Annotated in this window: 21 protein-coding genes; 13 read left to right on the forward strand and 8 right to left on the reverse strand. The window is 70.7% G+C overall.

Annotated elements, in window-relative coordinates; all coding sequences use genetic code 11:
• The first annotated feature begins 184 nt into the window (after positions 1-184).
• The 7 genes from D0T12_RS06750 (at position 185) to D0T12_RS06780 (ending at position 8766) form a co-directional block, all read left to right on the forward strand.
• Entirely contained in the window at positions 185-1477 is a 1293-nt protein-coding gene (locus D0T12_RS06750) for a M20 family metallopeptidase (RefSeq protein WP_407642056.1), read from the forward strand.
• A 290-nt stretch (positions 1478-1767) separates the two neighbouring features.
• Positions 1768-2826 carry a BMP family lipoprotein gene (locus D0T12_RS06755; RefSeq protein ID WP_117398562.1) on the forward strand — a complete coding sequence of 353 codons (1059 nt, stop codon included), beginning with the start codon at positions 1768-1770 and terminating at the stop codon, positions 2824-2826.
• A 48-nt stretch (positions 2827-2874) separates the two neighbouring features.
• Positions 2875-4476, forward strand: coding sequence for an ABC transporter ATP-binding protein (locus D0T12_RS06760; protein ID WP_117398564.1), 1602 nt, complete (start codon positions 2875-2877; stop codon positions 4474-4476).
• A complete protein-coding gene (locus tag D0T12_RS06765) occupies positions 4473-5735 on the forward strand; it encodes an ABC transporter permease (RefSeq protein ID WP_117398566.1) in 1263 nt (420 codons plus the stop codon). The genes D0T12_RS06760 and D0T12_RS06765 overlap by 4 nt, the downstream gene beginning before the upstream one ends.
• Positions 5732-7084: an ABC transporter permease gene (locus D0T12_RS06770; RefSeq protein WP_117398568.1), complete on the forward strand. Its 1353-nt coding sequence runs from the start codon at positions 5732-5734 to the stop codon at positions 7082-7084. Before D0T12_RS06765 ends, D0T12_RS06770 begins: the two co-directional genes overlap by 4 nt.
• A 4-nt stretch (positions 7085-7088) precedes the next feature.
• Complete coding sequence (locus D0T12_RS06775; protein ID WP_117398570.1) at positions 7089-7493, forward strand: cytidine deaminase; 405 nt, start codon at positions 7089-7091, stop codon at positions 7491-7493.
• Positions 7494-7497: 4 nt separating this feature from the next.
• Positions 7498-8766 carry a thymidine phosphorylase gene (locus D0T12_RS06780; protein WP_117398572.1) on the forward strand — a complete coding sequence of 423 codons (1269 nt, stop codon included), beginning with the start codon at positions 7498-7500 and terminating at the stop codon, positions 8764-8766.
• Here D0T12_RS06780 and D0T12_RS06785 read toward each other — a convergent pair.
• The gene (locus D0T12_RS06785; protein ID WP_117398574.1) at positions 8763-9506 is read right to left on the reverse strand and encodes a siderophore-interacting protein; all 744 of its coding nucleotides are present in this window, start codon (positions 9504-9506) and stop codon (positions 8763-8765) included. The two genes, D0T12_RS06780 and D0T12_RS06785, sit on opposite strands and share 4 nt — an antisense overlap.
• Positions 9507-9595: 89 nt before the next feature.
• On the opposite strand from D0T12_RS06785, the gene D0T12_RS06790 reads away from it, so the two are divergent.
• Positions 9596-10306, forward strand: a complete 711-nt coding sequence (locus D0T12_RS06790) for a TetR/AcrR family transcriptional regulator (RefSeq protein ID WP_117398575.1) — start codon at positions 9596-9598, stop codon at positions 10304-10306.
• Positions 10307-10448: 142 nt separating this feature from the next.
• On the opposite strand, the gene D0T12_RS06795 is transcribed toward D0T12_RS06790, so the two are convergent.
• Positions 10449-11084, reverse strand: coding sequence for a DUF4360 domain-containing protein (locus D0T12_RS06795; protein WP_158581430.1), 636 nt, complete (start codon positions 11082-11084; stop codon positions 10449-10451).
• 267 nt (positions 11085-11351) lie between these two features.
• Here D0T12_RS06795 and crcB (D0T12_RS06800) point away from each other — a divergent pair, with 267 nt between their 5' ends.
• The gene (gene crcB, locus D0T12_RS06800) at positions 11352-11816 is read left to right on the forward strand and encodes a fluoride efflux transporter CrcB (protein WP_233525875.1); all 465 of its coding nucleotides are present in this window, start codon (positions 11352-11354) and stop codon (positions 11814-11816) included.
• Positions 11813-12187, forward strand: a complete 375-nt coding sequence (crcB, locus tag D0T12_RS06805) for a fluoride efflux transporter CrcB (RefSeq protein WP_117398577.1) — start codon at positions 11813-11815, stop codon at positions 12185-12187. Before crcB (D0T12_RS06800) ends, crcB (D0T12_RS06805) begins: the two co-directional genes overlap by 4 nt.
• 1 nt (position 12188) lies before the next feature.
• Here crcB (D0T12_RS06805) and D0T12_RS06810 read toward each other — a convergent pair whose 3' ends face one another.
• The gene (locus D0T12_RS06810; protein ID WP_117398578.1) at positions 12189-13037 is read right to left on the reverse strand and encodes an SCO6745 family protein; all 849 of its coding nucleotides are present in this window, start codon (positions 13035-13037) and stop codon (positions 12189-12191) included.
• A 101-nt stretch (positions 13038-13138) separates the two neighbouring features.
• On the opposite strand from D0T12_RS06810, the gene D0T12_RS06815 reads away from it, so the two are divergent.
• Together D0T12_RS06815 and D0T12_RS06820 are read left to right on the forward strand one after the other, a co-directional pair.
• Positions 13139-13858 carry a TioE family transcriptional regulator gene (locus D0T12_RS06815; RefSeq protein ID WP_117398579.1) on the forward strand — a complete coding sequence of 240 codons (720 nt, stop codon included), beginning with the start codon at positions 13139-13141 and terminating at the stop codon, positions 13856-13858.
• 168 nt (positions 13859-14026) lie between these two features.
• Positions 14027-14503 (forward strand): BP74-related protein, encoded by a 477-nt coding sequence (locus D0T12_RS06820; protein ID WP_199487326.1) that lies wholly within the window; start codon positions 14027-14029, stop codon positions 14501-14503.
• Between the two features lie 98 nt (positions 14504-14601).
• On the opposite strand, the gene D0T12_RS06825 is transcribed toward D0T12_RS06820, so the two are convergent.
• Together D0T12_RS06825 and D0T12_RS06830 are read right to left on the reverse strand one after the other, a co-directional pair.
• A complete protein-coding gene (locus D0T12_RS06825) occupies positions 14602-15246 on the reverse strand; it encodes an MOSC domain-containing protein (RefSeq protein WP_117398580.1) in 645 nt (214 codons plus the stop codon).
• 71 nt (positions 15247-15317) lie between these two features.
• A complete protein-coding gene (locus D0T12_RS06830) occupies positions 15318-15860 on the reverse strand; it encodes a GNAT family N-acetyltransferase (RefSeq protein WP_158581431.1) in 543 nt (180 codons plus the stop codon).
• Between the two features lie 168 nt (positions 15861-16028).
• On the opposite strand from D0T12_RS06830, the gene D0T12_RS06835 reads away from it, so the two are divergent.
• Positions 16029-16391 carry a cupin domain-containing protein gene (locus D0T12_RS06835; protein ID WP_117398584.1) on the forward strand — a complete coding sequence of 121 codons (363 nt, stop codon included), beginning with the start codon at positions 16029-16031 and terminating at the stop codon, positions 16389-16391.
• A gap of 44 nt (positions 16392-16435) precedes the next feature.
• On the opposite strand, the gene D0T12_RS06840 is transcribed toward D0T12_RS06835, so the two are convergent.
• From D0T12_RS06840 to D0T12_RS06850, 3 genes are all read right to left on the reverse strand, one after another.
• Positions 16436-16864, reverse strand: coding sequence for a hypothetical protein (locus D0T12_RS06840; protein WP_117398586.1), 429 nt, complete (start codon positions 16862-16864; stop codon positions 16436-16438).
• A 290-nt stretch (positions 16865-17154) separates the two neighbouring features.
• Positions 17155-17820 carry a maltokinase N-terminal cap-like domain-containing protein gene (locus tag D0T12_RS06845; protein ID WP_117398588.1) on the reverse strand — a complete coding sequence of 222 codons (666 nt, stop codon included), beginning with the start codon at positions 17818-17820 and terminating at the stop codon, positions 17155-17157.
• A 44-nt stretch (positions 17821-17864) separates the two neighbouring features.
• Complete coding sequence (locus D0T12_RS06850; RefSeq protein WP_199487327.1) at positions 17865-18635, reverse strand: TetR/AcrR family transcriptional regulator; 771 nt, start codon at positions 18633-18635, stop codon at positions 17865-17867.
• Positions 18636-18716: the final 81 nt, after the last annotated feature.

Here is an 18716-nt window from a genome sequence, read left to right on the forward strand (position 1 = left end):
CAAGGTGCCGTCCACGGGGATGGGCGCCACGGGGATGGGCGCCACCGGGATCGGCGGGGGCGCGGTGACCGGGAACACGTCCGGCGGGGAGGACGGTTCGGACGAAAGTATTCCGGAAGGAACGGTCCCGGACGAAACCCTCGCACCGGGGATCGTCCCGCAGGGGCCCGGAACGGGGGAGATCGTGCCGGGCGCCCCGGTGGAGGGCGCCGCGTCCGCGGGATCGGCGGTTCTCGGCGGCGCGGTGCTGCAACCGCAGCTCGACGCCTTCCTGGCCGCCCACGAGGACGAGCTGATCGAGTTCCGCCGCGACCTGCACATGCATCCCGAGCTGGGCTACGCCGAGCACCGCACGACGCGCAAGCTCGCCGAGCGGCTGCGCGCCGCGGGCCTGAAGCCGGTGATCCTCCCGAAGGGCACCGGGCTGTTCTGCGACATCGGGCCCGAGGACGGCGGCACGGTCGCGCTGCGCGCCGACATCGACGCGCTCCCGCTCCAGGACGAGAAGGCGGACGCCCCGTACCGGTCCACGGTCCCGGGCGTCGCGCACGCGTGCGGCCACGACGTCCACACCGCGATGGTGCTGGGCGCGGGCCTGTTCCTCGCGCAGCAGGCGGAGGCGGGGCTGCTACCCGGCCGGGTCCGGCTGCTGTTCCAGCCCGCCGAGGAGACCCCGGGCGGGGCGCTGGACGTGATGGCGGCCGGCGGCATCGTCGGCGTCGACCGGGCGTTCGCGCTGCACTGCGACCCGCGGATCGAGGTCGGGCAGCTCGGCCTGCGCACCGGTCCGATCACCGCCGCGTGCGACAAGGTGTACGTGAAGGTCACCGGGCCCGGCGGGCACACCGCCCGGCCGCATCTGACCGCCGACCTCGTCTACGCCCTCGCGAAGATCGTCACCGAGCTGCCGTCCGCGCTGTCGCGCCGCGTCGACCCGCGCTCCAGCCTGTCGCTGGTGTGGGGACGGGTGTCGGCCGGGTCCGTCGCCAACGCCATCCCCGACGACGGGATCGCCGAGGGCACGGTCCGCTGCCTGGACGACGAGGCGTGGCACCGGGCGCCGGAGATGATGAAGGCGCTGTTGCAGTCGGTCGCCGCCGCGTACGACGTGGAGGCGTCGCTGGAGTACGTCCGGGGCGTCCCGCCGACCGTGAACGAGGCGACCAGCGTGCAGATGTTCCGGGACGCCGCCGCGCAGGTCATCGACGAGGACGGCGTGGTGCCCACCCCGCAGAGCCTCGGCGGCGAGGACTTCGGCTGGTACCTGGAGTCGATCCCCGGCGCGCTGGCCCGGCTCGGCGTCCGCACCCCCGGCTCGCCCGGCGAGTACGACCTGCACCGGGGCGACTTCGACGTGGACGAGCGCTGCCTCGCCGTGGGCGTGCGGGTGCTGAGCGCGACGGCGCTGACCGCGCTGTGGGAGGGCGGCCGTCCCGGCGACGCGGAGACGACGATCGAGGGCGCGGCACTGGCCTAGTCCCTGACCACGGCCCGTCCCCTTCCCGACGCGCGCCGCCCGAATGTCACGGTTCCGCCCACCGGCCCCGGTGCCGGTGCGGCGGGGCCGTCGCATGTCCTGATCCTGCGCTGACCTGCGGTACCAACCGTTCTGTCCGGTCCATGGCGAGATGCCTACGCGTTGGTAACGGACCTGTTGCGAATCGATGCACGCGAGAAGTTTGCCCTTGTTCGAGGGGTAGCGTCCGCAGCGTTTTCGGTGACCTGACCGGGCCGCCACAGCGAAGGTGGGACGGAAGGAGCGCGACGTTGCGCCGTGGACTGAAGATTACGCTCGTCGCCGTGACGGGTGCGGCGCTGACGCTCAGCGCGTCCGCCTGCGGCGGTAAGAAGGCCGACAGCGATGACGGCGGCGGAGGCGACAAGAAGTCCCTCAAGATCGGTCTCGCCTTCGACATCGGTGGACGCGGCGACCAGTCGTTCAACGACTCCGCCGCCGCCGGGCTCGACCGCGCCAAGAAGAATCTGAACGTCCAGACCGAGGAGATCTCCGCCAAGCCGGACGAGCCGGACGCCGACAAGGAGTCGCGGCTGCGGCTGATGGCGAACAAGGGCTACAACCCCGTCATCGGCGTCGGCTTCGCGTACACCACCGCGATCATCAAGGTCGCCAAGGACTTCCCGAACACCAAGTTCCTCGTCGTGGACGCCGACCAGTGCAAGGTCGAGGGCGCCAACGTCAGCGGCGCCTGCTTCTCCGAGGAGCAGGGCTCCTACCTGGTCGGCGCCGCCGCGGCGCTGAAGTCCAAGTCCGGCACGATCGGGTTCATCGGCGGCGTCAACGTGCCGCTGATCCAGAAGTTCTTCGCCGGGTACCAGGCCGGGGCGAAGGCCGCCAAGCCCGGCATCAAGGTCCTGCCGCCGAAGTACCTGACGCAGCCGCCGAACTTCAACGGCTTCAAGGACACCGGACTCGGCAACGAGGCCGCCAAGGGCCAGCTCGACCAGGACGCGGACGTCATCTACCACGCCGCGGGCGGCGCCGGGATCGGCGTCATCAAGACGGTCGGCCAGGCCGGCAAGTGGGCGATCGGCGTCGACTCCGACCAGTACAACCAGCCCGCCGTCGCCGGGGTGAAGCAGCAGATCCTCACCTCGATGGTCAAGCACGTCGACCTCGCCGTGTACGACTTCGTGGAGAGCGTCGCGAACAACACGTTCAAGGCCGGCACCAAGCAGTACGACCTGAAGAACGACGGCGTCGGCTACGCGCCGTCCGGGGGCAACGTCGACGACATCAAGGCCAGGCTGGAGGAGCTCAAGGCCAAGATCGTCAGCGGTGAGATCCAGGTCCCGACCAAGGTCTGATCCGGTTTCGTCCGGCTGGAGCCACGCGCGCCGGGCGTCGTCGACCCGATGACGTCCGGTGCCGCGGCACATCACGTCCGGACGGGACGTTTCGAGGCGGAGTTCGAGGCGGAGGGGGCGCTCGTGCCTGACCAGGTTCCGGCCGTGCGACTGACATCGATCACCAAGCGGTTTCCCGGCGTGGTCGCCAACCGCGACATCGATCTCACCATCGAGCGCGGCGAGGTGCACGCGCTGTGCGGCGAGAACGGCGCCGGCAAGTCCACGCTGATGAAGATCCTCTACGGGATGCAGCGGCCGGACGAGGGCACCATCGAGGTCGAGGGCGAAGCGGTGTCGTTCCGGACGCCCGCCGACGCCATCGACCGCGGCATCGGCATGGTCCACCAGCATTTCAAGCTGGCGGACAACCTGACCGTCCTGGAGAACGTGATCCTCGGCGCCGAGCCCCGCCGGTTCGGCCGGATCGACTTCGCCTCCGCCCGCGCCAAGATCAGGGAGATGGCGCAGGCGTACGGGCTGCGCGTCGACCCCGACGTGCTGGTCGAGACGCTCGGCGTCGGCGAACGGCAGCGCGTGGAGATCCTCAAGGTGCTGTACCGGGGCGCCCGCGTGCTGATCCTGGACGAGCCGACCGCCGTGCTCGTCCCGCAGGAGGTCGACGAGCTGTTCGGCAACCTGCGGGAGCTGCGCGCCGAGGGCCTGACCGTGCTGTTCATCTCCCACAAGCTCGACGAGGTGCTGACCGTCGCCGACACGATCTCGGTGATCCGGCGCGGCACCACCGTCGCGACGCGGCTCGACCCGCGCGAGACGACGTCCCGGCGGCTGGCGGAGCTGATGGTCGGATCGGAGCTGCCGACCCCGGAGCTGCGCGAGTCCACGGTCACCGAGGACGTCCAGCTCGACGTGTCCGGGTTGACGGTTTTCACCCCGGAGGGCCGTCCCGTCGTCGACGACGTGTCGTTGCGCATCCGTCGCGGCGAGATCGTCGGTCTGGCGGGCGTCGAGGGCAACGGTCAGAGCGAGCTGATCGAGACCATCATGGGGATCCGGCACGCGGACGCCGGGACGGTCCTCTTCGGCGGCGAGGACGTCACCCACTGGACGACGCGGCGGCGTCGCGAGGCGGGCATCGCCTACATCCCGGAGGACCGGCACCGGCACGGGCTCGTCCTGGAGGGGCCGCTCTGGGAGAACCGCATGCTGGGCCACCAGACGCGGCCGCCGAACGTCCGCGGCCCGTGGGTGGACCGGCGCGGCGCCCGCCGCGACACGACCCGGATCGTCCAGGCGTACGACGTGCGGACGCCGGGGATCGACGTGCCCGCCGCCGCGCTGTCGGGCGGCAACCAGCAGAAGCTCATCGTCGGGCGGGAGATGTCCGGGGAGCCGCGCCTGCTGATCGCCGCGCATCCGACGCGCGGGATCGACGTCGGCGCCCAGGCCGCCATCTGGGACCACCTGCGGCAGGCCCGCGCGGACGGGCTGGCCGTGCTGCTGATCAGCGCCGACCTTGAGGAACTCATCGGTATGTCCGACACCCTGCACGTGATCCTGCGGGGACGGCTGGTCGCGGAGGTCGATCCGCGGACCGTCACCCCGGAGGAGCTCGGCTCCGCGATGACCGGCGCCGGAGCGCGCTCATGAGCGAACCGAACGGCGGGGGCGAAGGGCCGTCCCCCCGAAAGGACGCCGACCCGTCCGGCCCGTCCGATCGGTCCGATCCGTCCGGTCGGTCCGGTCCGGAGCCGGTTCCGGCGTGGCAGGCGATCCTGCGGGGGCTCGGCCCGCGGGGGCTGGGCCTGCGGATCGGCGCGCCGGTGCTGGCGCTGCTGATCTCCCTGGTCATCACGATGATCCTGTTGCGGGTCACCGGCGCCGACCCGTTCAGCTCGGTGCAGAGCATGGTCGACTACGGCACCACCGAGAACTCGATCGTCGACATCGTCAACCGCGCGACCCGCTACTACCTGTCGGCGGTCGCGGTCGCGATCGGGTTCCGGATGGCGCTGCTGAACATCGGCGTGGACGGCCAGTACCGGCTCGCCGCGTTCCTCGCCGCCGCGCTCGGCGGGGCGCTCACCCTGCCGGCGCCGTTCGGGCAGATGCTGGTGATCGTCGCGGCGATGGTGGTCGGCGGGCTGTGGGCGGCGATCGCGGGCGTGCTGAAGGTGACCCGCGGGGTCAGCGAGGTGCTGTCCACGATCATGCTGAACGCGATCGCGACGGGCCTGATCGCGTACCTGCTGAACGACCAGCGGCTCGCGGAGGTGCGGCCGGGCAGCAACAATGTCGCGACGCCGCGGATTCCTGACGAGGGACGCGTCGGCTCGCTGAACGGCTTCCTGTCCGCGATCGGGATCGACCTCCCCGGCGAGGTGTACGGGCTGCTGCCGCTCGCGATCGTCGTCGGCATCGTGTTCTGGGTCGTGCTCAACCACACCAGGTTCGGGTTCGATCTCAAGGTGTCGGGGCTGTCGCCGTCGGCCGCGCGGGCCAGCGGCGTCGACGCCCGCCGCATGGTCGTCTACACGATGGTGGCGTCCGGGGTGGTGGCCGGGCTGATCGGCATGCCGGAGCTGCTCGGCGCGTCCTACGAGTACTCGCTGAACTTCCCGGCGGGCCTCGGCTTCACCGGTATCACGGTCGCGCTGCTCGGCCGCAACCATCCGGTCGGGATCGCGCTCGCCGCCCTGCTGTTCGGGTTCCTCGACCAGACCTCCGACGTGCTCCAGGAGGTCGACGTGCCCAAGGAGATCGTCGGGGTGATGCAGGGCGTGGTGGTGCTGACCGTCGTCATCGTGTACGAGCTCGTCCGGCGCTGGGAGATCCGGCTCCAGCAGCGGGCCGTCGCCGCCGAGCTGGCCACCGGCCACGACCTGGCCCGCGAGGGGAGCACCTCATGAGCACCGCGACCGGGACGGCGCCCGCGAAGAAGGCCCCGAACGGCGGGCGCCGGCTGCGCTGGCCCCACTACCTGCTGATCGCCTCCGGGCTGCTGGTGCTGCTGTCGCTCGTCCGGGTGATCGACGACGCGGACCCGGTGACGTCCAGCGGGACGGTCAGCGCCGCGCTCCGCCTCGCCGTGCCGATCTTCCTGGCGGGCCTCGGCGGGCTCTGGTCGGAGCGCTCCGGCGTGATCAACATCGGGCTTGAGGGCATGATGATCCTCGGGACCTGGACGGGCGCGTGGGCCGGCTACCAGTGGGGTCCCTGGATCGGCGTGCTGGCGGGCGTCATCGGCGGCGCGCTCGGCGGCCTCCTGCACGCCATCGCGACGGTGTCGTTCGGCGTCGACCACATCGTGTCCGGTGTCGCGATCAACATCCTCGGGCTCGGGCTGACCCAGTTCCTCGCCGACCTGATCTTCGACCAGGGCGAGGCGAAGGCGCTCGGCGGCGGCCCGCGCCAGTCGCCGCCCGTCGACGCGATCTCGACGTTGACGCTGCCGGTGCTGTCCGGCGGCAAGATCGGCGGCTGGCAGAGCCCGGACTGGCTGGGCTCGCTCGAAGACCACCACTGGTTCCTGGTGTCCGACCTCGCGGGCATCCTGCGCGGTCTGACGAGCGACATGTCGCTGCTGACGTTCGTGGCGCTGCTCCTGGTGCCGCTCACCTTCCTGGTGCTGTGGCGGACGCCGTTCGGGCTGCGGGTCCGCTCCTGCGGCGAGGACCCGTACGCCGCCGAGTCCCTCGGCGTGCAGGTGTACCGCATGAAGTACGCCGCGGTGATCATCTCCGGCGCGTTCTCCGGCCTGGCGGGCGCGTTCCTCGTCACCATCAGTTCCGTCTACCAGGACGGTCAGACCAACGGGCGCGGCTTCATCGGCCTCGCCGCCATGATCTTCGGGAACTGGCGTCCGGGCGGCCTCACCGCGGGCTCGCTGCTGTTCGGGTACACCGACGCGATGAACGTGCGCGGCGGCGGGCAGTCGGTGCACGCGCTGCTGCTGTTCGTCGCGATCCTGCTGGTCGGCGTCGCGGTCTGGCAGGCGGTGCGGGCGAACCGGCTGCGTCCGGACGCGGTCACCGACCTCGGTCGCCGCGAGGTCCGCAACGCGTCCCTCAGCTCCGTGCTGGCGCTGGTCGCGGCCGTCGCGCTGCTCGTCTGGTTCCTGATGAGCGACATCGTCCCGGGTGAGCTGGTCTCGTTCACGCCGCATCTGACGACGCTCCTCGTCCTCGCGCTGGCCAGCCAACGGCTCCGCATGCCCGCCGCGAACGGGGTCCGTTACCGGCGCGGTGAGGCACGATAAGGAGATGGAGATCGACTGGCCTGCACTGCGCGACGCCGCGCGGGAGGCGCTGAGCCGCGCGTACTGTCCGTACTCGGGTTTCCCCGTCGGCGCCGCGGGTCTGGTGGACGACGGCCGGATCATCACCGGCTGCAACGTCGAGAACGCCGCGTACGGCAACACGCTGTGCGCGGAGTGCGGGCTCGTGTCGGCCCTGCACGGCCCCGGCAAGTCCGACGCCCCCCGGCTCGTCGCGGTCGTGGTCGTCGACCGCAACGGTGACACTCTGATGCCGTGCGGGCGCTGCCGCCAGCTCCTCTGGGAGCACGGCGGCGCCACGATGCTGATCGAGACGACCACCGGCATCCTGCCCATGTCGGCCGTCCTGCCGGACGCGTTCGGCCCCGACGACCTCGTGAAAAGAGCCTGAGATCGTGGACGCCATCGACGTCATCCGCGCCAAACGGGACGGCGCGGCCCTCACCCCCGAGCAGATCGACTGGGCCGTCGACGCCTACACGCGCGGCGCGATCGCCGACGAGCAGATGGCGGCGCTGGCGATGGCGATCCTGCTGAACGGCATGACCCGTCCCGAGGTGGCCCGCTGGACGGACGCGATGATCCGCTCCGGGGAGCGCATGGACTGGGCGGAGCTGGACCGTCCGACCACCGACAAGCACTCCACCGGCGGGGTCGGCGACAAGATCACCCTGCCGCTGTCGCCGCTGGTGGCGGCGTGCGGCGCCGCCGTTCCCCAGCTGTCGGGACGCGGCCTCGGCCACACCGGCGGCACGCTCGACAAACTGGAGTCCATTCCGGGCTGGCGGGCGTCCCTGACGAACGCCGAGATGCTGGACGTGCTGCGCGCCGCCGGGGCCGTGGTGTGCGCGGCGGGCAGCGGCCTCGCCCCCGCCGACCGCAAGCTCTACGCCCTCCGCGACGTGACCGGAACCGTCGAGTCGATCCCGCTGATCGCGTCCTCGATCATGTCGAAGAAGATCGCCGAGGGGACCGGCGCCCTCGTCCTGGACGTCAAGGTCGGCTCCGGCGCCTTCATGAAGACCGTGGCGAACGCCCGCGAACTGGCCGAGACCATGGTCGCGATCGGTACCGACCACGGCGTGCGCACGACCGCGCTGCTCACCGCGATGGACCGTCCGCTCGGCGACGCCGTGGGCAACGCCGTCGAGGTCGCCGAGGCGGTGGAGGTGCTCGCCGGGGGAGGCCCGGCCGACGTGGTCGAGCTGACGCTGACCCTCGCGCGGGAGATGCTGTCGGCCGCCGGTCTGGAGTCGAGGGATCCGGCCGACGCGCTGAAGGACGGGTCCGCCATGGACGTCTGGCGCCGCATGATCACCGCCCAGGGCGGCGATCCGGACGCGCCGCTCCCGTCCGCCCGCGAGACCCACACGGTCGTCGCCCCGTCGAGCGGCGTCCTGACCCGCCTGGACGCCTACGGCGTCGGGGTGGCCGCGTGGCGTCTCGGCGCGGGCCGGGCCCGCAAGGAGGACCCGGTCTCGGCCGCGGCGGGCATCATCTGCCACGCCAAACCGGGCGACACCGTCACCGAGGGCCGGCCGCTGCTGACCCTGCACACCGACGACGAGGCCCGCCTGCCCCGCGCCCTCGAATCCCTGGACGGCGCCTACGAGATCGCCGACGGCAAGCCGACCCTCCTCCCCTTGATCATCGACCGCGTCTAGTGCAGGCCGCGCTTGCCGGGCGCCCAGAACGGCTTGACCTTGATCGACGTCCGGGGCCATCCCCGGTCGCGCACCAGATGATCGCGGATCAACTGGCACGTTCGCGCCTCCCCGGCCACGTAGGCGGCCCCCGGGCCCTCGGGGAGTTCAAGGCGTGACACGGCGTCCAGCATGACGGTGGACGCCGTCGCGGGCCGCCCCTCGCGGTGCACGCGGTGCAGCCGGTGCGGTCCGGGCAGCGGCGGATCGAGTTCGGGGGTCTCGCTCTCCACCACCCCGCAGACCCGCGCGGACGCGTCCAACTCCCGCAGCATCGCCCCGAACGCGACGGACGCGGTCTCCTCCCCGACGAACACGTGGTGCTCGGCGTCCCGGACGAAGAAGTCTCCCTGCGGCCACCAGAACGTCACCGCGTCGCCGACCTGGACCGCCCGCGCCCATCGGAGCCCGACGCCGTCGCCGTCGTAGAGGTGCGCGCGAAGCTCCAACGTCCGCGCGCCCCGGTCGAACTCCCAGATCGTGTAGGTGCGGAGGGTCTCGACCGGGTGGAGCAGCCCGTACATCGACAGCGGGTCGTGGATCTGGATCCGCACGTGCTGGCCGGGCGAGTAGGGGAACGTGATCGGCGCCTCGGCGACGAGCCGGATCCGTTTCATCGTCGGCGTGACCTCCCCGACAGCGGTGACCGTCGCTCCGATCGCGTACCGGCCGACCAGCCGGTTCAGCGGGTTACGGGCCATGCTCCTTATCCCTCCTAGATTTTCTTAGAGGTATTAAGGAAACATAGAAGCCATAGACTGTCAACGCCATCGACCCCGGGAGGACGCCCATGAACACCAGTCGCCGCGACCGGCTCCGGGACGGCACCCTGACGGAGATCCGCGAAGCGGCGCGCACCCTGCTGACCACCCGGGGCACCGCCGCGGTGACGATCAACGCGGTCGCCCGCGAGGTCGGCATGAGCGGCCCGGCCCTCTACCACTACTTCTCCGGTCACCAGGAGCTGGTCCAGGCCGTCACCGCCGACTTCTTCGCCGAGCTCGCCGCGGCGATGCGGGCCGCCCGCGACGCCCGGCCCGGCGGCTCGATCTCCGCCCGCCTCCTCGCCGCCTGTCGCGCCATGCGCGCCTGGGCGATCGCGCATCCCGCCGAGTTCGGCTGGATCTTCACCAGCCCCGTCCCGTCCTCGGTCACCCGGGCCCCGGACTCCGCCCGCAACCTCGCCGGACGCGACTTCGAACGCGTTTTCCAGGACGAGATCGCGAAGCTGTGGGAAACGCGCCCGTTTCCCGTCCCGGACGACCTCCCGCCCGCGATCCGGGAGCAACTGCGCGCCTACACGGAGAAACTCGGCATCGAGCTACCCGTCGAGGCCGTCTACGTGACGACGTCCTGCTGGATCCGCCTCTACGGCATCCTGTGCATGGAGGTTCTCAACCAGCTCGACTACATCTACACCGACATGGAGTTCCTCTACGAGGAATGCCTCCGCGACCTGGCCGCGACACTCGGCCTCGACTACGAGCCCCCACCCGCCTGACCGAAGCCGGACGCCGACGGAGGCAGGCCCGGTCGCCCACCACGAGGCCTCGATTCCTGAGCCGCCGCTGCTTCAGGAACCGGGGCCCTCTGGCGTCCCCCGATCGGTGCCGCCGCGTCAGGCCGTCGCCCGTTCGCGGGGACTACGTGGTGGAGCAGCGCTTCCAGACCATCGGGTAGACCTCTTTACCCTCCATCGTCATGTAGCTGATCTTGGTCTTGTCGGAGGTGCCGAGGCTGACCCGCAAGTCCGAGCTGATGACGAAACTGCGCTGCTCCCCGCACGGTTTGAAAACCGGGTCGGAGTCCGGGGGCTGGAATCGCCAGGGGCCGGAGAACGGACCGTCGAGCTTGAAGGTCTTCGGCGCCGGATTCGGCGTGCCTTGAAGGTGGCTGGACGACGTCAGCACACCGGAGGCACCCGCCTCAAGTTCTGCGTAGCCGCGGTAGTCGACGGCCGGCTTGATGGCGTAGCTGTAGCCCTGCGGAACGTGTATCCGCAGGAGGACCTGGCAGGTCCTCCTGTCAGTCGCCGGGTTCTTGCCGCCGCCGACCTCGACGCGCACCTCGTCCCGCAGAAGGGTGAGGGCCTGCTTGTCCACCGAGAAGTAGACCGACATCCCTCCCTGCACGCAGCCCGTGCCGTTGACCACCGCTACCTCGACGGTCACTCCGTCCGGTGGGGGGTCCGTGACCGCGGCGCCGGCACTTGTGGCGGTCAGGGCGGGCAGCGCGAGCGTGGCGCCCAAGATGGCGGGCAGGACGCGTCCGGTGTTCAACATGGCAGCCTTCCAGGTCGGACGTGGGGGGACGGCCATGCCGTTTCCAGCACGGCCACGAAGATCCTGGCGGGCCCGAGAATCACTGCCAGATTATTTCTGAGTCATTAATAAAGTCAATGTTTATTCTATTCTATTAGTTTTCATATTTAACTCGGAGTCCGGTGCGGTTCGTGCTGCTGGGGGGCGTGTTACGGTGGCGGCAGCGGGCCGGGAACGGTCCCTCCTTTGCCGCCGGTGCCGGGCGACGTGCTTGGAGGTGCCCCTGTGGCCGAGCCCGTCGACCCCGACGTCGAACCGGCGGTGCCCGCTCAGCGGGTGCGGGCGTCGGTGGTCGCGGCGGTCGCGGGCGGTGGTGGTCTGGGTGCCGCGGCCCGTTACGCGGCGTCCTTGATCTGGCCCAGCGGCCCGGACGCCTTCCCGTGGACGACGCTGGGCGTGAACGCGGTCGGCTGCGCGGTCATCGGCGTGTTCATGGTGATCATCAGTGAGGTGTGGGCCGCCCATCGGCTGGTGCGCCCGTTCTTCGGCACCGGGGTGCTCGGCGGTTTCACCACGTTCTCCACCTATGCCGCCGACATCCAACGCCTGCTCGACGGCGGTCACGCCCGAACCGCCCTGGCGTACCTGGCGGGCACGGTCCTGGTCGCGCTGGCGGCGGTGTGGTTCGCGGCGACCGTCACCCGCCGCCTGATCGCTTGGAGACGTCCCGCGCGTGAGGGCGTCCGGTGAACTGGTTCCTGGTGGTGGCCGGTGGCATGGTCGGGGCCGTGTTGCGTTACCTGACCGACCGGGCGGTCCAGGCCCGGCATGACACCGCCTTCCCCTGGGGCACGTTCACCGCCAACGTCACCGGCTGCCTGGTCATCGGGGTGCTGACCGGCGCCGTCGTCCACGGCGCGGCGTCCGAGGACGTAGGGCTGTTGCTGGGGACGGGGCTGTGCGGGGCGTTGACGACCTACTCGACCTTCTCGTACGAGACGCTGCGGCTGAGCGAGACCGGGGAACGGTTCTTCGCCGCCGCCAACGTGGTCGTCAGCGTCGTCGCGGGGCTGGGCGCGGTGTTCGTCGGCGCCGCACTGGCCGACGCGGTGTGGGCCTGACCTACCCGGCCGGACGGGGAAGTCCGATCGGGTTGGGAAACGGGATGTCGCCGTTCTCGGCGACGGCGCGGGCGACGGGCGCGAGCAGCCGGTGGAGGGCGGCCGGGTCGTCCAGGGACTGGTACGGGGGCGCGGCCAGGGCGTCCGTTCGGCGTTCGATCTCCGCCTTGAGGGTTCGGCCCGCGTCGGTGGCGCTCTCCCCGTCGACGAGCCCGCGCGCCGCGAGGGCGGCGGACGCCTCGTCCCATTCCTCCTCCGACCAGCCGCGGCTGAACCTCAACAGTTCCCCGGGGGTGCCGCTCACGGCGCACGCCAGGACGTTGCACTCCAGACCGTTCAGACCCTCGGCCGTCAGCACCGCGACGTGCCCGTCGCCGCGATGCTCGCGGAGCGCCGTCGCCAATTGCCAGAGCGCCTCCACCGGGTCCTCGGGCGGGTCGAGGTCGCGGTTCGCGGCGAACAGCACCCGTCCGGCCCCGTCCGCGGCCTCGACGACCGCGCGCAGCCTCGGCACCGCCTCGGCCGCCACGCCGTCGATGTCGGGCGCCGCCCGCCGGAGCGCCTTCGCCGCGGCGACGCCGCGCACCGCCAGGATGCTCGCGGGGGAGGCGAAACCCCAGGCGTCCGGCACCGCGCGGCGGACTCGTGCCGGGTGGAACCCGTAGAAGGACGCCTCGATCACCGCGGCGGGGACGGGTCCCAGCGGAGCCCCGCGACTGCCGAAGTAGCCCATCCAGAATCCCCTGAGCCCGACCTCCTTGTTCGCGGCCAGGCACTCCGGGGCGAAGTACGTCACCGCGTGCAGGGGTTCGAGGGCCGACCAGAAGTCCCGTGCGATGGATACGTCCATTCCGGCTCCTGTCTCTATGCAGATGTCTCAATCGTGCCATTGGAATTGGGTTGAGACCGAGGCGGGTCGAAGGCCCGCCCGTAAGGTAGAGTCACCGCACGGTGATCACCTTGCGACCAGCCGACCTCGCGCGCCGGCACGGGATCTCGACCCAGGCGGTCCGCAACTACGAGCGGGACGGTTTCATCCCGCGGGCCGATCGCACCCCGAGCGGCTACCGGATCTTCACCGAGGTGCACGCGGCGGCGCTGCACGCCTACCTCTCGCTCGTCCCCGCGTACGGCTACGCGGCCGCCGGTCAGATCATGCACGCGCTCCACGACGACGAGCTCGACCGGGCTCTGACGATCATCGACCGGGGCCATGGTCGGCTGCTCCGCGACCGGGACACCCTCGCCGCGGTGCGCACGGCGGTCGGCCATCTGACGGCCGAGCCCGGCACCCCACCCGAACCACCGGCGGGCCCCGAAACGTGGATCATCGGCGAGCTGGCCCATCGGCTCGACGTCACCCCGGCGACCCTGCGGAAGTGGGAGAGCGTCGGGATCCTGGCCCCGGAACGGGACCCGCGCACCGGTTACCGCGTCTTCCATGCGAGCGACGTCCGGGACGCCGAACTGGCCCACCTCCTCAGACGCGGCGGCTATCCCCTGGAGCACATCGCCACCGTCGTCCGGCAGGTCCGGTCGGCGGGCGGCACCGACGCCCTGGCCGCTTCCCTGGACGACTGGCACCGCAAACTCACCGCGCAGGGCGTGGCCATGCTGAAAGCGGCCGCGAGCCTCGACCACTACCTGACCGTGCTCGACCCGGACGGCTGAGCTCCCCTCGCGTCCAAGAGGTCGGGACCCGGTGCCGCCTACACCATGGGGAGCGCGGAGGACAGAGGATTGCCGATAGCGGACACGAAGAGTAGTCGATCACAAACTCTGGGTAATCAGAGTTCGGGTCGCACCAGGGCGCCCCACCGAACTCCCACGGAGGGAACCGTGCACGTCTTCACCTCCCGATCCGCGCCGCGTCAGGCGATGTCGCGCCTGCGGGTCCTCGCCGGGGCGGTCGCCCTGGCGGTCGCCGCGCCGCTGCTCCTGCTCGGTACCGCCCGGCCCGCCGGAGCCGACCCGGCGGCGTACTTCGTCTTCACCGACGTCACCCGGCGGGAGGCCGTCGTCCAGCTCACCGACCCGGCCGACATCGAGCACGCGCGGGCGCTCGTCAACGGCCAGACCACCGAAAGACCGCACCTCGTCGGCCGGATCAACAAGCGCCCCGCCCCCTACAACCCCCCTTGGACATTCCACTACGACCCCGCCACGGTCGACTTCTTCGACTTCGCCATCGAGGTTTGCGACGCCACCATCCCGTACGTCGAAGACCATCTCGACGAGGCGGGCGGCGCGTTCCTCCCCGGCCTGGTGTGGTGCCCCTGGACGTCCCGCCTGTTGAGGGAGATACCCGCCCCGTGACGGCGCCCGGCGCGGTGCCGCGCCGGTGACGTCGCACCCGTCCGCCCGGGGGGTCGAGCCGACCCCCGGGCACCTGCGGGCACCCTGTCCCGGGACGCTCAGGCGATGCGGCGGCGGGCCAAATCCTTCAGCTCCTGCGGCAGGGCGTCGGCCCTCAGCAGGCGCGGCAACAGGTCGGGTTCGCCGGTGAGGGCGCGGAAGGCGACGGCCACGGTGACATCGTGGTCGGGCCGCTCCTCGACGCCGACGGGATCGTCGGCACGGACCTCCCCGGGCGCGATGACGCGCAGGTAGGCGCCGGGACGAGCCACCTCGGTGAACCGTTTGATCCACCCTGTCTCGTCCAGCCACCCCTGGAAGGTGGCGCAGGGAATCCTCGGGCAGCTCACCTCCAGGACCACCTCGGCCCCCACCCGCCACCGCTCACCGATCAGGGCGCCGTTGACCTCGATCCCGGCGGTCGTCAGGTTCTCCCCGAAGACGCCGTCGGGCAGCGGCCTGCCCAGTTCGTCCTGCCAGAAGTCGAGGTCCTCGCGCGCATAGGCGTAGACGGCCTGGTCGGGGCCGCCATGGCCGGGGCTGTAAGTCCTGTCACCCGCCAAGCCGACGTCCCCCGGTTCCCCGGGGTTCGGCGCGGTGACCATGACCGGCCCGGTGGTCGGTCGCTTGTCGATGCCCGTCACCGCGACGGCCTGCCAAGGATTGGCCCGGGGCCTGCCGATGTTGACCGAAAGGAGCTTCACACGGCGACGATACGTACCGGCCGACGCGCTTGCGGCACGGCGACGACCAAGAGGCAATCCTGAGTTGCCTGTCAGGTGTCGCCGTTGTCGAAGGCGCGGAGCGTGAAGAGCGACAGGCGTAGGCGGTAGACGTCGCCGGGCAGCGGCCCCCGTTCCTTCCAGCCGAGGCTGCGATAGAGGTGGGCGGCGGGTGCCTGGGCGTGGGTGACCAGCCAGGCGGCGTCCCGGCCGTCGACGATGTTCTCCATGAGGCGGCGGCCGATGCCCCGCCCCTGGGCGTCGGGATCGACGAACAGTTCGGCTACGGCGAAGGCCCCGCCGATGAGCTCGTCGGCACGGTCGGGGCCGAACGCGGAGACCACCGCGCGCTCCATGCGATCGTCGTGCCGGACGTTCCGGGTGGGCCAGCCATAGGTCATGCCCACCAGCTGTTCCGTGTCCATGACCGTGATCGCGGTGAAGCCGGGCCGGGCGGTCGCGTCGGCCAGTTTGCCCGGGTAGTCGGAGAGTTGCTGCGGCGTCTCCGACCACGGCGGACGGCTGTAGCACCGGTGATAGAGGTCGATGATCTGCTCGCTGATCGCCATCGCGCGCTGACCGTCAAGCCGTTCCATCGGCGCCTCCCGCTGCGACCGCATTGCTGATGCAGCAGTATCGCAACAGGGGCGGGAGGGTGGGCGGCAGGGTCCGCGCGTCCCGTGCCCGATCGTCTGCCCGGACGTCTTGACGCAGGTCAGGCCCGGTGCGAGCGTGAAACTGATGGTGAAAAAGGGGGACCCATCATGACGGAGATCAAGAGCATCGAGAAGCCGGACGACCGGCGCGACTTTCCCAGGGGGCACCTCGAAGTCGTCAACCTGACCGGGCTGGTGTTCGGCATGGCGACGTTCGAGCCCGGCTGGCGGTGGACCGAGTCGGTCAAGGACATCGCGGGCACGGACCTCTGCGAGGTCCACCACAACGGCTACTGCGCCGAGGGCCGGATGCGCATCCTCATGCGGGACGGGTCCGAAGGGGAGGTCGGCCCCGGCGACGTGTTCGTCGTGCCTCCGGGTCATGACGCGTGGGTCGTCGGGGACGAGCCGTGCGTGGTGTTCGACTTCGCGGGCGGCATCGGCGAGTACGCGAAGTCCGGCGGACGCTGACCGGCCTTGCCGGGGGCGGTGTTCCGCCCCCGGCGCCCGTCAGGTCACCACGGGCAGACCGGAACTCCGTCGAGTTTGGCCTTGCCCCGGATGTAGACGTTGCTGAGGTATCCGGCAGGGGCGTGAGGGTTGGGCGCGTAGCTCCACCAGTCGCTGGAGTAGCCGCCTTCACTGACCCGCTGTCCAAGCTTCTGGCAGTAGACGGCGATTTCCTGGCGGGAAACCTTTCTCACGATCCGGGCGCAGTTGGCGACGGACGGATAGTCATCGCACGCGTCTCCCGGGTTCCACCGGATATTGACGTTGGTCGCCCAGACGTACACGCCGTACACGTCGGCGTTCGGGCGCACGGTGCCCGCCTTGGGCTTGACGGGATCGTCGGCGTGGGCCGTTCCGCTCAGCCCGGTGAGGCCGGTCGCCATCACGACTCCAGCGGCGGCGATGCCGAACGCCTTCCTGACAGTGAGGGTCATCGGTGTTTCGTCTCCCGTGGTCGGGCTCGCCGGTCATGGCGAGCCCGACCAGCTTCGGGCCTCGACGGGGACGGACACAGGGTGGCAGCGGGGCATTATCAGGACGTATCAGCCAAGTTGACGAAGTCTCTCGATCAGCGCGTCGTCGATCGGGGTCGCCGCGCGGACCCGGGGTCGGGGGAAACCCCACCGTCGCCACCACACCCCACACCAGATTCCCGGTCTCGTTCCCAGCACCGCCGCTGCGCCCGCCCGCCGCGCGTCGCCTAGCCTCCGACCGAGATGCGCGACTACGCGTGCAGGACGACGAAGGGCCCGCGGTGTTCGGTGCCGTCCGGCGTGGTCCAGGCGGCCTCGACGTGGCCCCTGGCCTTGGGCGGCTCGTCGCTGCTGAGGACGCGCTTCACCTGGAGGGTGAGCCGTCCGTGCGGCTGGGTCTCCAGGAGGACGTCGGTGCCGTCCCGATTGTCCTGCACGGAACTCAACGTGACCGTGGTCGAGTGGCCGTCGCCGGTGAAGTGGCTGGTCACGGACGGGTCGGGGGTGTTGCTTACGCTCTGCCGCTGCGGCTCGGCACGGCCCTGGAGGAGGGCGAGCAACTGTGCCAGCAGAACCGGGTCGCGCGTCCCGTCGTACACCCAGCGTCGTCCGAGCACCCCGTGCTCCGCCGTGCCGATGAGCGCGTCCTCGGCCCCGTTAAGCGGCGCGCCCCGGTAGGTGACCGGTACGTGGTAGGCGACCGGTACGTGGTGGGCGTCAGGGCGTTCACCGGACGTGTCCGTGACCACCATGAACTCGATGCCGACCTCGCCGTCCGGGTCGTCGAGCCGGAAGCCCCCGGCCTTGCCCAGCTCGGGCCCGTCCGGAGCGCCCGCGTACCAGGGGCGGGCGGGCAGCCATGCGGCGAGGAGTTCCAGCTTGCCGGGCGTCATGGTGGTTTTGTGGATGACAGCCATGGTCCCGAACCTATCTGGTTAGTTGTTGCCGCAATCGTCGGCACTCACCGTGGCGTGGCGTCCAGGATGCTTGAGAAGCCGTCGTGAAGGCGGTTCAGGCCGAACTCGAAGAGCTGTTCGTAGGTGAAGTCGAAGGTCTTCTCGTCCATGCTGAGCATGGTCGGGAAGTCGCCGCTGCGTAGGACGGTCTCCAGCGTCGGTGCCTGCTGCGCCCAGAACTCCTCGTTGCTGACGCCCGTCCGCGCCTCGGCTCGCAGTTCGTTGATGTGGCTGCGGGCGACGCCGTTCGTGTAGTCGTGCTGTACGGCGAGCATCATCATCAGCGTCCGGTCGGGGGCGCCGGTGCGGCGTAGCAGGCCGAGGACCCGGTCCAGGCCGCGCAGGGCGTTGGGGCCGAGGATCGGACGGCTCTGGTCGACGTACGGATACCAGGGATGGTTCACGCAGAGCCGCCAGTAGCAGCGGGCCTCCTCGGTGAGGATCTCGCGCCAGCCCGTCTCGTCGTCGATGTCACACGTCGGATCGGGGGCCTCGATGACCCGGTCGAGCATGAGGTCGAGCAGTTCGCTCTTGGCCGGGACGTAGCGGTAGAGCGTCATCGTGCCGACGCCCAGCCGGTTCGCGACGCGGCGCATCGACAGCGCTTCGATCCCCTCGGTGAGGGCGAGTTCGTCGGCGACCTCGACGGCGGCCTCGACGATCTGGTCGAGGGTGAGCGCGGGCGGTCGGCCACGGGGCGGCCGGGTGCGGCCGGTCCACAGCAGTCTCAGGCTGAGCCCGAGATCACGGTCGTCGCCGTGCTCCGTCGTCATCATCCGTCCTGATCTACCCGTGTCCGGACTCCCGGCGGGTCGCTTGACAGAACGCTACCGTGCCGCCGAGAAAAAGCCCCGCAC

It is taken from the genome of Actinomadura spongiicola (assembly GCF_003432485.1).
Classification (GTDB): Bacteria; Actinomycetota; Actinomycetes; order Streptosporangiales; family Streptosporangiaceae; genus Spirillospora; species Spirillospora spongiicola.

What these genes read in the sequence shown, in the direction of transcription:
- D0T12_RS06850 (WP_199487327.1), bottom strand. Translation starts at nt 18,635, where the DNA reads ATGATGACGACGGAGCACGGCGACGACCGTGATCTCGGGCTCAGCCTG.
- D0T12_RS06760 (WP_117398564.1), top strand. Translation starts at nt 2,875, where the DNA reads ATGACGTCCGGTGCCGCGGCACATCACGTCCGGACGGGACGTTTCGAG.
- D0T12_RS06765 (WP_117398566.1), top strand. Translation starts at nt 4,473, where the DNA reads ATGAGCGAACCGAACGGCGGGGGCGAAGGGCCGTCCCCCCGAAAGGAC.
- D0T12_RS06845 (WP_117398588.1), bottom strand. Translation starts at nt 17,820, where the DNA reads ATGGCTGTCATCCACAAAACCACCATGACGCCCGGCAAGCTGGAACTC.
- D0T12_RS06785 (WP_117398574.1), bottom strand. Translation starts at nt 9,506, where the DNA reads ATGGCCCGTAACCCGCTGAACCGGCTGGTCGGCCGGTACGCGATCGGA.
- D0T12_RS06775 (WP_117398570.1), top strand. Translation starts at nt 7,089, where the DNA reads ATGGAGATCGACTGGCCTGCACTGCGCGACGCCGCGCGGGAGGCGCTG.
- D0T12_RS06840 (WP_117398586.1), bottom strand. Translation starts at nt 16,864, where the DNA reads ATGACCCTCACTGTCAGGAAGGCGTTCGGCATCGCCGCCGCTGGAGTC.
- D0T12_RS06830 (WP_158581431.1), bottom strand. Translation starts at nt 15,860, where the DNA reads ATGGAACGGCTTGACGGTCAGCGCGCGATGGCGATCAGCGAGCAGATC.
- D0T12_RS06790 (WP_117398575.1), top strand. Translation starts at nt 9,596, where the DNA reads ATGAACACCAGTCGCCGCGACCGGCTCCGGGACGGCACCCTGACGGAG.
- D0T12_RS06810 (WP_117398578.1), bottom strand. Translation starts at nt 13,037, where the DNA reads ATGGACGTATCCATCGCACGGGACTTCTGGTCGGCCCTCGAACCCCTG.
- D0T12_RS06835 (WP_117398584.1), top strand. Translation starts at nt 16,029, where the DNA reads ATGACGGAGATCAAGAGCATCGAGAAGCCGGACGACCGGCGCGACTTT.
- D0T12_RS06770 (WP_117398568.1), top strand. Translation starts at nt 5,732, where the DNA reads ATGAGCACCGCGACCGGGACGGCGCCCGCGAAGAAGGCCCCGAACGGC.